At 57.8% G+C, this 14,230-nt stretch carries 10 protein-coding genes; 2 read left to right on the forward strand and 8 right to left on the reverse strand.

Annotated elements, in window-relative coordinates; genetic code table 11:
- Positions 1-34: 34 nt before the first annotated feature.
- The 8 genes from AU11_RS03195 to AU11_RS03230 all read right to left on the reverse strand — a co-directional run bounded on the left by AU11_RS03195 (position 35) and on the right by AU11_RS03230 (position 9,820).
- Positions 35-679, reverse strand: a complete 645-nt coding sequence (locus AU11_RS03195; RefSeq protein ID WP_043316364.1) for a response regulator — start codon at positions 677-679, stop codon at positions 35-37.
- A 476-nt stretch (positions 680-1,155) separates the two neighbouring features.
- Complete coding sequence (gene murB, locus AU11_RS03200) at positions 1,156-2,172, reverse strand: UDP-N-acetylmuramate dehydrogenase (protein ID WP_043316366.1); 1,017 nt, start codon at positions 2,170-2,172, stop codon at positions 1,156-1,158.
- An 87-nt stretch (positions 2,173-2,259) separates the two neighbouring features.
- Positions 2,260-3,015, reverse strand: a complete 756-nt coding sequence (gene kdsB, locus AU11_RS03205; protein WP_197023794.1) for a 3-deoxy-manno-octulosonate cytidylyltransferase — start codon at positions 3,013-3,015, stop codon at positions 2,260-2,262.
- A 17-nt stretch (positions 3,016-3,032) separates the two neighbouring features.
- Positions 3,033-4,064 (reverse strand): tetraacyldisaccharide 4'-kinase, encoded by a 1,032-nt coding sequence (gene lpxK / locus AU11_RS03210; protein ID WP_043316371.1) that lies wholly within the window; start codon positions 4,062-4,064, stop codon positions 3,033-3,035.
- A 53-nt stretch (positions 4,065-4,117) separates the two neighbouring features.
- Complete coding sequence (gene msbA / locus AU11_RS03215; protein WP_043316373.1) at positions 4,118-5,956, reverse strand: lipid A export permease/ATP-binding protein MsbA; 1,839 nt, start codon at positions 5,954-5,956, stop codon at positions 4,118-4,120.
- A 120-nt stretch (positions 5,957-6,076) separates the two neighbouring features.
- Positions 6,077-6,496 (reverse strand): biopolymer transporter ExbD, encoded by a 420-nt coding sequence (locus AU11_RS03220; protein WP_043316375.1) that lies wholly within the window; start codon positions 6,494-6,496, stop codon positions 6,077-6,079.
- Positions 6,497-6,525: 29 nt separating this feature from the next.
- A complete protein-coding gene (locus AU11_RS03225) occupies positions 6,526-7,146 on the reverse strand; it encodes a MotA/TolQ/ExbB proton channel family protein (protein WP_043316377.1) in 621 nt (206 codons plus the stop codon).
- A gap of 133 nt (positions 7,147-7,279) precedes the next feature.
- Positions 7,280-9,820 (reverse strand): DNA internalization-related competence protein ComEC/Rec2, encoded by a 2,541-nt coding sequence (locus tag AU11_RS03230; RefSeq protein ID WP_081847903.1) that lies wholly within the window; start codon positions 9,818-9,820, stop codon positions 7,280-7,282.
- A gap of 200 nt (positions 9,821-10,020) precedes the next feature.
- On the opposite strand from AU11_RS03230, the gene AU11_RS03235 reads away from it, so the two are divergent.
- Together AU11_RS03235 and AU11_RS03240 are read left to right on the forward strand one after the other, a co-directional pair.
- Positions 10,021-10,953 carry a porin gene (locus tag AU11_RS03235; RefSeq protein ID WP_043316379.1) on the forward strand — a complete coding sequence of 311 codons (933 nt, stop codon included), beginning with the start codon at positions 10,021-10,023 and terminating at the stop codon, positions 10,951-10,953.
- 213 nt (positions 10,954-11,166) lie between these two features.
- Positions 11,167-14,124 carry a pitrilysin family protein gene (locus AU11_RS03240; RefSeq protein WP_051686905.1) on the forward strand — a complete coding sequence of 986 codons (2,958 nt, stop codon included), beginning with the start codon at positions 11,167-11,169 and terminating at the stop codon, positions 14,122-14,124.
- Positions 14,125-14,230: the final 106 nt, after the last annotated feature.

Consider the following 14,230-nt stretch of genomic DNA (forward strand, 5'->3'; position numbering starts at 1 on the left):
GCTAAACGCTTCCGCTGCCAAATACCTGCTGCCGCTACACAGCCTCTTCCGGGTCCAGCACATTGTGTTTGACCGCGAGCAGGGTCAACTCCACATCGGAATGCAGGCCCAGTTTTTCAAATATCCGGTAGCGATAGGTGTTGACGGTTTTCGGACTGACCGCAAGGGTTTCGGCAATTTCTGCCACCTTGTTACCGTTGACGATCATGACCGCCGTTTGCAACTCCCGCTCGGAAAGATCTTCGAAGGGTGATGAGCCACCGCTGACACTGCGCAGGGCCAGTTTGGTCGCCATTGACGAACTGATATAGGTTTCGCCGGCGACTACCGAGCGAATAGCCCGCACCATTTCTTCCAGATCCGCGCCCTTGGTGACGTAACCGGAGGCCCCCGCCTGAATCAGCCGGCTGGGGAAAAGGTCGTCGTCCAGTGCGCTGACCGCAATGACTTTCGCCTTGGGAAAGCGGGGAATCAATTTACGGGTAGCCTCGAGGCCCCCCATTCCGGGCATTCGTACATCCATCAAAATGACGTCCACTTCCGTCTCGCGGACAAATGCCAGTGCGTCTTCACCACTTTTGGCTTCGCCGACAACCTGAATGTCATCGACATCTCCCAGCATGCGGGAAATACCCATACGCACCAAGTCGTGATCGTCTACCACTAAGACTTTTATCAAATTAGCCCCAACCACGGATTATCAGCCGATTCTGCGCAAAATTTTCCTACTGAAATCAGCTAGCACAAAATCGAATTTTTTGTTATTGCTCAGCGAGTTATGTCCCGCAAAGATCCATCCACAGAGCCCTCAGAAAACATACCAGACTAGTGTCTCATTGCAAAGCAAGTGGTACGCAACTAAACGCGAAGTTATCTATTGTTTTAACCCACACAAACAGCAGAAAATTTCCCATGCCGCTCCAAGGCCGGCATTTCCCACTACGGAACCCCTGCACCCCCCGTACTACTATTCATTTAACGTAGCTGAGGGCGAAGGTGACGATATCGGGTGCGGTCTTGTGAGACCTTCACCGCCAGGGATGGCGGTGCAGAGCCCCAGGGATGGGTTTACGGCGTGTCTCGCAAGACCGCATCCGGTAGCGGCGCCGCCACAAAATTACTTAAGTGAGCGGCATTGCTGCGATCCCCCGGGCTCTACGGGTAAAACCGCGGCTCCGGCTCCAGGGTCACCCCGAACTTGACTTGAATGTCTTCGGCGATATCACGGGCCAGATCGACTACCTGCTGCCCTGCCCGGTGCCCCGGATTCACCAGCACCAGTGCCTGGCGGTCATGCACCCCGACCCCATCACGCCGAAAGCCACGCCAGCCGGCCTGATCGATGAGCCAGCCTGCGGCCAGTTTCCATCCGTTCCCGGCTGCATAAGCGACGACGTTCGGGTATGTTTTTTTGATGGCCGTGTATTGAGCCTCGGACACCACGGGATTTTTAAAGAAGCTACCGGTATTCGGTATTTCTAGCGGATTCGGAAGCTTACTGTTACGGATATCAATCACCGCTTCCGCGACCTGCTGCGGGGTCAAGGATTCAAGGCTGGTCTCGTGCGCCTCAAAGTGTTGCTGAAGGGCGGGGTAATCAATCCGCGGCTGCCAGCCACGGTGCAATTTGAGCACTACCTCGCAAATCAGGTAGCGATCTTTGGCCTCCCCCTTGAACAGGCTGTCACGGTAACCAAAAGCGCATTCGCGCGCGGTGAAGGTCACCAGCTCGCCCGTTGCGATCTCCATGGCGGTAAGCTGCTCAAAGTGATCTTTCAGCTCCACTCCGTAAGCGCCAATATTCTGAATAGGTGCCGCACCGATGTTCCCGGGAATCAACGCCAGGTTTTCCAGTCCGCCATACCCGGATTCGACAGTACGCATTACCAGCTGGTGCCAGTTTTCCCCTGCCGCTGCACGTACTCGCACCCCATCCTCAGTATCCCTAAGGTCTACTCCGAGCATGCCAAGATGCAATGCGAGGCCGGGGAAGTCCCCGGTAAGTACAATATTGCTGCCGCCACCGAGGGGCAGTATCGGAAGCTGCCTATCGCGGGCAAACCGCAGAGCGTCACGCAACTGCTCTAGAGAGGTCACCGAGCAGAAGTAACGGGCCTGCGCGGCGATCGTCATGGTATTAAAAGGCTGCAGGTCGATATCAGATTGAATCATGCACTACCAGAATATGAATTGACCGTACCGGCGAAATCTTTTTGCGGAGGTACCGAGCGGTATACGTGCGCTTGACGCAGGCAACGCTTAGCGGAACAGACTGCGCATCCGCGCCAGGTCATGCTCTGTATCCACTCCCCCGGGCACGGCCTCACAGGCGTCCGCCACATGTATCGGCTGTCCATTAAAGAGGAAGCGCAACTGCTCCAGTGCCTCGATCCGCTCCAACGGTGCCATGGGCCAGCCTACAAACAAATTTAACAGGGCCGCACGGTAAGCATAGATGCCAATATGACGACGGGGGGTCAGCCCCTCAGGCAGCACAGACCTGTCCGCGGCAAATGCGTCCCGGGGCCAGGGTATGGGCGCACGGGAAAAGTAGCGTGCCAGACCACTTTCCTCACACACCAGCTTGACGATATTTGGGTTGACGAAGTCCTCGACGGATTCGATAGGCTCCGCCAGGGTAGCCACACCAGCAGTGGTGTTATCCGCCAGGTTGCGCGCAACCTGGTTGATGACCGCAGGCGGAATCAGCGGTTCATCCCCCTGCACATTCACCAGAATCCGCTCCTCCGCGAGCCCCAACTTGACCGCCACTTCCTGCAGGCGGTCGGTACCGGAGGCATGATCGGAGCTGGTCATACACACCTGACCACCAAAAGCGGCCACCGCCTCGGCCACGCGATCATCATCGGTCGCGACGATTACCCGCTCTGCCGCACTTTCACTGGCACGCTCGTAAACGCGCTGCACCATGGACTTCCCGGCAATTTCAGCCAGTGGTTTTCCGGGCAGCCTGCTGGACCCATAGCGGGCGGGGATAATGACGTCAAAACTCAGGTCATCGGCGATACGGCTCATGGGGCGTCAAAACTCTCGAGGTGTTGGTGTATGCGTTGATAGAACAGATCGGGAAGCTGCGCCCGTGCCTCCAGCGCCCACCAGTGGGTCTGCCAGAAATCGCGACATTTCACCGCATCCTTCATGGTCATTATGACCGGTGTTACACCGTCGAGCTGCAGCTCCTGCTGGCAGAACTGATGATGATCCGGGAAAGGCATCTCCATCACAGTGAAACCGATCGCACGCAGGGCGTTAAAGAAGCGCTGGGGGTTGCCGATCGCCGCCACTCCGTGGCACGGGCCCACTTCCGGGCCGGATTCCAGCTTGAGAGTGGAGGTCTGGTCCAGGTTGAACTGATGCCAGCGCGCCGGCTCCAGGTGCATGGTGAAGTCGACCTTGTCGCCACACTGGGACTCCGCCAGGGTACCGGCGGTACCATTGACGACCACCATATCCACACTGGACAGGCGCTCGATCGACTCCCGCAGGGGCCCGCGCGGCAACAGGTGCCCGTTGCCGAGCCCCCGGTGTCCGTCCACCACACAGATTTCCATGCTGCGCCACAGGCCGTAGTGCTGTAGCCCATCGTCGGAAAGGATCACATCACAACCGTGCTGCTCAACCAGCGCCTCCGCCGCCTCAACCCGCTTTGGTGACACCATAACCGGCAGACCGGTCATCAGGTGCAGCATCAGCGGCTCATCACCGGACTCGAGGGGATGAGATTGGGCGGTGACATCATAGGGGTAATGCTTGGCGCGACCACCGTAGCCGCGGCTGATAATCCCGGGCTTACGGCCGCGTTCCTTCAGCCAGCGGCCGAGTTCGGCCACCAGTGGTGTTTTGCCGGCGCCGCCCACGGTGATGTTGCCAACCACAATCACCGGCACCGGTAGCGGCGCCGGTTTATTGCGCTGCTTGCGCCAGCGGCTACCGTGGCGAAACGCCAGTTCCAGCGGTGCCAGCAGTGGCAACTGGGTGCCGTTATCGTCGCCACCTTCAGTGGCCGGGTACCAGCGTTTGTTTAACCAGTCTTCAAGCGACATTGCGCTCTGCGCCCCCTATCCCTGATGCGATGTATTCAACAATTTGGTGGCGCTCAACCCGCGCCCTGCATATTCTGCTGTTGCAGCAGGAGTGCGTAGCGCCCGCCCTGGGCAAGCAGCTCGCTGTGGCTGCCCTGCTCCACAATGCGCCCCTGATCCATGACCAGAATGCAATCTGCGTTCTCAATAGTACTGAGCCGGTGGGCGATCACAAAGGTGGTACGGTCTTTCATCACCTCGGCAAGCGCGGCCTGGATATGCCGCTCGGAAGTGTTGTCGAGGGCCGAGGTGGCCTCGTCCAGAATCAACAGTGGCGAATCCTTCAGCAGCGCCCGCGCGATAGCCAGTCGCTGGCGCTGACCGCCGGACAGAATCTGAGCGTTGTCACCAAGAACCGTCTGCAGCCCCTGTGGCAACTCCTCGATAAAACTGCGCGCGTGGGCCTGGTCCACAGCCCGCTGCACCTCGGCATCCGACTTCGATTCCAGCTCCCCGTACGCGATATTGCGGTACACGGTGTCATTGAACAGCACGATATTCTGGGAAACCAGGCTGACTTGTGCGCGCAGATTAGCCAGCGGCAAGCGCGTGATATCGACCCCGTCCAGTAGTATCCGGCCGCTGGTCGGTTCGTAAAACCGCGACAATAGGCTGACCAGCGTGGTCTTGCCCGAACCGGATGCCCCCACAAGGGCCACCGTCTGCCCCGCGCGCACAGTGAAATTAATGTCCGAAAGCACTTCGGGGCCGTCTTCGCTGTAGCGGAAACCGAGATGCTCAAATGTCACCTCTCCGGTCACCGGTTGCGGCAGTACCGCGTCGCCTTCGGCCGGCTCTTTGGGGGCATCGAACACCTCGAAAATACTTTCTGCGGCGGCGATCCCCTTCTGGATTTCCGCGTACACCTCGGACAGGTTTCGGATCGGCTTGGCCAGGGACGCCGCCGCACCGATGTATGAGGCAAACACGCCGGCGGTCATGGATTCCACCATCCCCGGGGCCAGCGCAAACCAGACCAGCACCGCTGTGGCAAGCCCCACAAGAATCTGAATCACCGACACACTTGCGTTATCCGCAACCACCAGTTTCATAAACTGCTGACGATTGGCATTGCTCGCCGCCTGAAAGCGCGCGTTTTCATACTTCTGCCCACCGTACATACGCACCACCTCATAGCCGTTGATGGCTTCCTGGGTAACGTGGGTAACGTCCCCCATGGTGTTCTGGATGCGATGACTGAGCTTGCGAAAACGCTTGCCCACAATGCCGACAATGGCCGCAATAATCGGCACAAACAGAAAGAAGGTCAGCGTGAGCTTCCAGTTCACCATCAGAAGGTAGGTGAGCAATCCGATCGCGGTAAACGAGGAGCGAAAGATCGTCTTGAGCGATTTGGTAATGGAGTTGGTGACCTGCTCGACGTTATACGCCACCTTGGAAATCAGGAAAGCGCCGGTATAGCGGTCGTAATAGCTGCTTGGCAACCGGCCGATACTTTCGAACAGCTCGGAACGCAGCTGGTGGATCACCGCACGTGCGACATACGCCAGACCATAGCTGCCCACAAAATTACCTACCGCGCGCAGTACAATAATGATGAGCATCCCCATCGGTACCAACCAGCGAGCAGTCTCCTGTGGCATTTGGCCATTGGGGAAATAAGAGGCAACGTATTTGGAGAGGAAGCCACGGCCGGTATCGATGCCAGCACCCACCGCATCCAGCAGCAATTCCGTCACCGCAATCAGGGCAACTTCCATGGTGGAGAACAGCAGGAAACCGAAGACGGCGACCACAAACACCGCCCAGTGTGGTGCGGCATACGAGAGCAGGCGACGGTAGGTCCTGGCTCCATTTTTCGGTGTACGGGCCGGTTGCGGAGATTTTTCCATAAACAATCAGGTCGTGTGTTTGCCGCCCCATCAAACGACGCCGCCCGCAGATTGCGGGCGGGTCGTTACGAAAGGGCTAGCGGAGCGTCGTAGTCGCCGCCCCGCATCAACACTTATAGATTACTGTTCGTCAGGCTGCCGCGTGGTAATGCTGAGATGCACAAATCCCAGCTGACCAGCAGCATCCATGGCGCGAACCACTGACTGGTGTTCGGCAGTGGCATCCGCGGTAATGATCAGCGGGCGATTGTACTCGCCAGCAGAAACTTCCGACAGTGCCGATTTGAGAGTAACCAACTTCTTGTTGATCAGCGCCTGCCCATCCACTGAGTAAGAACCGTCCGCATTGATCAGAATTTCAATGGTGGACGGCGGCACTTCCGCCTGGGGCCCTGCAGCCTCGGGAAGGTTCAGTTTCAGGTGGCTTTCCTTGGTAAAGGTGGTAGACACCATAAAGAAGATCAGCAGCAGGAACACCACATCGATCAGTGGTGTGAGGTTGACCCCATCCTGCTCTTGGCTTTGGCGACGGAATTGCATCGAGCGCTCCTGAATGTCTGGCTATGGGCTCAGGCGGCTTCGATACGACGGTCACTGTGCAGCGCGTCCACCAGCTTGACGGCTTCCTGCTCCATGGTGACCACAATGCTATCCAGGCGGCGTTGAAAGTAGCGGTGCGCCATCAGCGCCGGAATCGCCACACTCAGGCCAGCGGCCGTCGTGATCAATGCCTGGGAGATACCACCGGCAAGGACACCCGCGTTTCCGGTGCCTTCCAGCATGATGGCGGTAAACACCTGGATCATCCCCACAACGGTACCGAGCAGACCGATCAAGGGGGCAACGGCAGCGATGGTGCCCAGCACATTCAGGAACCGCTCCAGGTCGTGCACCACCTGACTGGCGGCCTCCTGAATACTGTCCTTCATGACCTCACGGCCGTGCTTGGAATTGGACAGTCCCGCAGCAAAGATGCGCCCCAGCGGGCTGGAATCGCGCAGTTCCTTGATCTTCTCTGTGGTCAACTCGTTGTTTCGCAGACTGCCCCATACATCCCCCAACAGGGTCCGCGGCGCAATCTTGCGCTCATTCAGCGTCCACAGGCGCTCGATAAAGATGGCGATAACGGCAACGGAACAAAGCAGGATTGGCAGCATCAGCCAGCCGCCGGATTTGATGATTTCTAACACGTTTGTGCCCCAGACTGCGTACGGGATTCTTATGGTTTATCGAGAGCTTTACAGAGAAATCCCCTGCAAACTCCGGTGCCAGGCCGAGCCATTCGGCACTCGTTCAGCACTACAGCGCCAAACTCTACCACAGCTATTGGCGGTGGCTAAGTATCTGATTGTTATCTTTTTTGTCGCTGTGATGCTGATACCAAAAGCGCCCCCCCTGCCGCGCCCGTGTAATCTCCAGCCCACCAGTATCATCCCATTGGAACTGAATGGCTCCTTCCTGCGCGGTGTTGAAGAGAGTTGCACCGGCCGCCCGGTACCTCGCAGTCACATCCGGATGCGGATGTCCAAACCGGTGTTTGTAGCCGGCACTGAACACCACGAGGGACGGCTGCGCCCACGCGATCAGCGCCGCTGAGGAGGAGGTACGCGAGCCGTGGTGCGGTGCAATGAGAAGATCGACTGCCGGCAGATCGGGGTATAGCGCAGCCAATTGCATCTCTACCCGGCTGGGAATATCACCGGTTAGCAGGATACGCACATGATTCCACTGCAATAGACCGACGCAGCTGTGGTCATTCTCCTCACCATTCACCGATGTTGTGCGCGGCCACAACCAGTGAATTGAGAAACTGCCATATTGAGCGGTGTGCCCGGCGCGGCAAGAACGCGACCCAGGCTTCGCCAGCAAGCGCTGGCCGAGACTGCCCGGCGCGACCACATTATCCACCTCCAATTGCTCCAGCACCCCGCCTACACCACCGGCATGATCGCGATCCCCGTGACTGACAATTAGCGCATCGACCTTTTGCCGGCCCTGTGCCTGGAGGTAGGGCGCAACTATGCTCGAGCCCGCGCTCCACCCGCTAGCGGAACTCGCACCGGTATCAAAGATAACCGTATGCGCCCCGCTGACAGCGGTAACCGCCAGGCCCTGCCCCACATCCAGTACCGTCAGCTCGAAAGAGTCCGGCAGCGGCCGCTGCCAGCCGGTGCCGCCAACGGCAATGGCCGGAATCAAAAGCCAGCCAAGCCCCCGCCCCGGAACACCCGGCGGCATGACCAGCAGCACCCCACCAACGGCCGCCAGCAATATGACCCAGGGCCCGGGCACCGGGAGCACATACCAGCCGGGGGCAACTCGGTCTGCGGATTCGAGAAAGGCAACCAGCCAGCCCAACTGTAAGTCGGCCAGCGCCCATATTCCCGCCGCCAGAGGCTCCACTGGACACAGAGCACCCACCAGAATCAGAGGCAAGATCAACAGGCCAACCCAGGGAATCGCGAACAGGTTGACCACAAGCCCGCTCAGACTTACCCCATGAAAAATCAACACTGAGGGTATCAACATACCAATGACAATGGCCCATTGGCTGTGGACACCACTCACCAGCCAGGTACGCCACCTTGTACCGAGCGACAAGCAGCCTGTGGAGGGCATCGGCCGATCGTCTACCCGCACCCTGCCCTGAAAACGTAACAGCAAGGCGCCGACTGCGATAAACGACAGCCAGAATCCAGCATTGAGTACCGCCAGTGGCTGCCAGAACAGGATGCCACACAGGGCAAGCGCCAGCCCCAGGTGACCGTCAAACCGGCGCCGCAGAACGACTGCCCCCAGTGCCACCATCGCCATCACGAGTGCCCGCTGGGCAGACAGTGGAGCCCCGCTGATCAGCGTATAGGTCAACGCCGCGAATAACCCGGCGGCACCGCCCAGGTACACAGGATTGCCCGCCCGCATAGCGCCCAGCACAGCGGCGGTGCGCCCCAGAACGCCTCCAAATAAAAAGAAGCACCCGGCCACCATTCCCACGTGCAGCCCAGAGATCGCAAGCAGGTGCGCAGTACCCGTATTCTGGAGGAGCTTGCGGGTCGCCTCATCAATTCCGCTGCGGTCGCCCAGCAATAATGCACGCATCAGCGGCGCCTGTTTATACGCGAGCTCTTGTAGCTGTGCCCCGCTATCCAGGTGACTGCGCAGATCCTCCCGAATGCGGTTGAGGCCCGCACCGGCTCTGAGAAACAGCGGCTCGTTATCACGATCGCGCACGTAACCCGTGGCAAAAATATCCTGTTCGAGCAGCCAGGCTTCATAGTCGAAGGTATGGGGATTGACGCTACCACGGGGCTGTTTGACCCGCACTCGCATCCGCCAGCGACTGCCGGCCTCAAGACGCTCAGCGTCCGCCGGAGCCATCCGATACCAGCCGAGTTGTAAAATGCGGCCAACAAAGCGGGCATCTTCTCCATCAGTAACACGGGCGCGAAAGCGCGCATCCAGATACCCACCGGTGGCCGCCCGGGGCGCACCGAAAAAGGAAACCGCCGGCGCGGCTTGTGGCAGCGAAACCACTTCCAGTTCCAGGGTGTGGTCGGTACCGTGTAGTGACTCAGGTAGCCTCCGCTCCAGTGCCTGGTGGTTTGCCCACAGTGCCCAGCATGTCCCGAACAAGAATGGCAGGACGACTCTGAAGAGAAGCACAACTCGCCGGTTGACTGTAACGGGCCTTACGCCGCTCAGCATCAGTAGCAGAGTGACGGCAAGCAGGCCGAGCAGTGCTGCTCCAGCCACGGTCTGAGACCCGGGCAATTCCGGCCAGTAGGCAACCTGCCCAATGCCCGCTGCACAGGCCCATAGCCCCAACAAAATATTTGGTCGGTCGTCCAACCTGATCCCTGTCATCGACCCATGCCCCGTCCCTGTGGGAACTCCCCCCGCTTTCACTCCGATTTAACTGCCATACCTGTCACGCATAAAGCGCAGTAGTAACAATTTATTCACTTTATTTTCACATTTCACATCTTTGTAACATTTCCGCAGCAAACTGCGCGCAACTCAAGAACACACAGCGTTCATTTTTTACAAACATTACGAGAGCCCCCATGAAAAAGACCGCCATGTCGCTCGCGCTGGTTGCAGTACTTCCCTCTTTCGCCAACGCGGAAATCTTTGGCTTTTACGGTAAAGCCAACGCTTCCTTTCAGTCCAACGACGAAGGTGACGGCGCAACGACCGACGTAAAAAGCAATGCCTCTCGCCTCGGTGTAAAAGGCGAGCTGCCCCTAGACAGTGGTATCAAGGGCATCTACAAAATGGAATACCAGGTCAACATGGATGGCGAAGGTGACACCTTCACCCAGCGCAATATCTTTGCCGGCCTCGAAGGCGACTTCGGCCAGGTCATCGGCGGTAAATTCGATACGCCGTTGAAGATTGCACAGAAGAAAGTAGATCTGTTCAACGACCTGGAAGGCGATATTAAAAGCCTGATCACCAAAAGCGACAACCGCGAATCCAACAATCTGCAGTACACCACTCCGTCATTTGGTGGCTTCCAAGTGGCAGCAGCGTACATCAGCAATAAAGAGGCCGAAATCCTCGACGACGAGGGTGCGCTGATCGACACCCGCGACAACGGTACTTCCGTTGCATTTGCGTACGATAACAACGGTGTCTACCTGGCCTACGCCTATGACATGGATGTAGAGGCCAATGACTGGAATGTTGCGCGTATGGTTGCGCAGTACAACTTTGGTAATGTGCAGGTCGGCGGGCTTTACGAAGAGCAGGAAAGAGCAGACAACAGTAAGCAGGACGGATGGATGACCTCTGTCGCTTACAAAATCAATAACTGGACCGCGAAAGCACAGTACGGCCAGTCTGATATCGTGAAAACCGATGGCGAAACATTCAGCCTTGGACTGGACTACAAGCTGTCCAAAGCTGCCAAGGTATTTACCTTCTACACCGATGAAACCGCCGCGGATGATTACGCACGCAGCTACGTTGGCGTAGGTACGGAATTCAAGTTCTGATTTAGAGCGGTAGTCGGTATTTGCCGGAGGCGCCATACCGTTTCCTGCCAAAAGGGGCACCACCTCAGGGTCGCGCCCCTTTGCCGTTTTTCACGCGAAGAATACTGCGTCAGGCGATACGGATTATCGCCTCGGACCATTTACTCGCTCCGGCACATTCCGCCACCTGTGCTAGGATCGGAGATTCTGAAAATAAAAAGGTCTCCTACCATCATGCATCGCACAAAAATCGCACTGATTTTCGCATCCGCACTTCTGGTAGCCTGCAGCAAGGGCACCGATCCTGAATCCCCGCAGACCTCCGCCACAAGCGAAGCGTCCGCGGAAGTTATGCAACAAGCCAGCTTACCCCCCGGTATTACCCTGATTGAGACCTTCGATGGTGACGATGCCGAGATCGCCATCCCCTACAGCAAGTACAAACTCGACAACGGCCTCACCGTCGTCCTGCACGAAGACAATTCCGATCCACTGGTGCACGTGGATGTCACCTACCACGTGGGTTCCAATCGCGAAGATCCGGGCCGTTCCGGCTTTGCCCACTTCTTCGAGCATATGATGTTCCAGGGCTCGGTCAATGTGGCGGATGAGGAACACTTCCGCATCATCACTGAAGCCGGTGGTAGCATGAATGGCACCACCAACACAGACCGTACCAATTACTACCAGACGGTACCCGCCAATCAGTTGGAAACCGTACTGTGGCTGGAATCCGACCGCATGGGGGTATTCCTCGATGCGGTCACCCAGGAAAAATTTGAAGTCCAGCGCGCAACGGTGAAGAACGAGCGTGGTCAACGGGTGGACAACCGCCCTTACGGCCGCGCCCTGGAAACCATGTATGCCACCACCTACCCGGATGGTCACCCCTACTCCTGGCCGGTGATCGGGTGGATGGAGGATCTCGATCGCGCCGACCTCAACGACCTGAAACGCTTCTTCCTGCGCTGGTATGGTCCCAATAACGCCGTGCTCACCATCGGTGGTGACGTGGACAAAGCCAAAACCCTGGAATGGGTGGCCAAGTACTTCGGCCCCATCCCCGCCGGCCCGGAAGTGGAAAACCTGCCGAAACAACCGGCCAAACTCGATGCGGATCGCTACGTCACCCTGGAAGATAATATCCACCTGCCCGCTCTGGCGATGATGGTACCTACGGTTTACTACGGCCATGAGGACGAGCCGGCACTGGATGCCGCCGCCGCGATTCTCGGTCAGGGCCAGGACTCCATGCTATATCAGCGCCTGGTACAAACCGGTCGCGCCGTGTCCGCGAGTGTCAGCCATTCCTGCAAGGAACTGGCCTGTGAGATGTGGTTTATCGTCATCCAGAACCCCGCCTCCGGTGAAACCCTGGCGGAAATGGAACAGGCAGTACGCGACACCCTCACCGAATTTGCCAGTCGTGGCGTGACCGAGGATGACCTGGTGAAATTCAAGGCCGGCTATGAATCCAGTCGCGTATTTGGCCTGCAATCCGTCTCTGGCAAGGTTTCGACCCTCGCCGCCTTTGAGACTTTTACTGGCAGCCCCAAAGGCATCGACGAAGAGATCAAAGCCTACCTGTCCGTCGCCACCGACGACGTCACCCGAGTGTTTGAAGAGTACATCGCCAAGCAGCCTGCCGTGCTACTGAGTGTGGTACCTAACGGCAAACCGGAAATGGCCGCGGCCGAACAGAATTACCAGTGGAAGCGCACCATCCCGGAGACCTACGGTGATGACGGAGAAGCCCTCGCCCTGCGCCCCGTAAAAGACACCTTCGATCGCAGTGTACAGCCAACTCCCGGGGTAAACCCGCAAGTGGAACTGCCCGAGATTCAGGATGGAAAACTGGAAAATGGTGTTCGCCTGCTGGCGGTAACCAATGACGAGACGCCAACCGTTACCGTGCGTGCGGTATTTGATTTTGGTCAACGGGATGAGCCCCGTGGAAAAGCCGGCCTCACCTCGCTGATGACCTCACTGATGAGCGAGGCCACCACCGAGCGCAGTGCCGCCGAGTTTACCGAAGCCCTGAAGCGCCTGGGTGCCAGTGTCAGCGTCAATAGTGGTCAATACGAGACCACTGTGACCCTGAATGTTCTGGCCAAGCATCTGGATACCGCAGTGCCTCTGATGATGGAGCGCATACTCAAGCCGGCATTTAGTGAAGAAGACTTTAACCGCATCAAGCAACAGACCATTGAAGGCCTGCAACAAGCCCGCAAAACCCCTCAAGGGCTGGCAACCCGAGCGGTTGGTGCGGTAATGCGCGGTGCCGAACACCCACTCAGTTTCCCGGATGCCGGCCTGCCGGACACTGTCGAGCAGATTACCCTGAATGATGTCAAGCAGTACTACAAGGCCCACTTTCCCGCCCACCTGAGTGGAGTTACCGTCAGCACCAGTGTGCCGCACGAGAAGATCATCAAGTCTCTGGAAGGGCTGGCAAAGCTAAAAACCGCACAACCGGTACGCCCGGCCATCGCGTTGCAGAAACCGGAAATCAACGGTCGCACCGTCTACCTGGTAAACAAAGAAGGCGCGGCACAGTCCAGCCTGCGCGTTGCCCAGCATGGCCTGCCCTACGATGCCCTGGGTGATTACTACCTGGCCTACCTCGGCAACTTCCCGCTGGGTGGCAACTTCAACAGCCGCATTAACCTCAACCTGCGCGAAGACAAAGGCTACACCTACGGCGCCCGCTCGTACCTGATTGGAGAGCCGCAGGAAGGCCAATACATGATGAGCTCAGAGGTGAAGAAGGAAACAACCGCAGATGCCCTGCACGAAGTAATCAAAGAGTTTGCAAAGTATGACAGCGAAGGCATGACCGAAAGCGAGTTCAATTATCTCCGTTCCGCCATCGGCCAACAGGAAGCACGCAAGTACGAAACCCCGGGCGACAAGCTCAGCCTGCTGAACAACATCCTGCGCTACGACCTGCCACTGGACTACCGCTCTCAGCAAGGCGCCATGCTCAAAGAGACCGACCGCAAAACCCTGAACAAGGTCATTACTGACATGCTCGAACCTGAGAATATGGCGATTGTGGTGGTTGGCGATGCGGCCAATATTCGCGAAAGCATCGCGGAATTGGGCATGCCGATTGTTGAGCTGGATGAGGATGGATACGTAAAGAAAAATGATCAGGCTGAGCAATCGGAAGATGCGGCGAGCCTGAACTGATCGTATTGGCTCACACCGACTTAACTAATATCTCCAAAATACCTAGACCCCCGCCTTCGCGGGGGTAACGGGGGAGAGAAATAGTACCTCCCGTCATTCCGGCGAA

The organism is Microbulbifer sp. HZ11, from assembly GCF_000708675.1.
In the GTDB taxonomy this organism is placed as follows: Bacteria; Pseudomonadota; Gammaproteobacteria; order Pseudomonadales; family Cellvibrionaceae; genus Microbulbifer.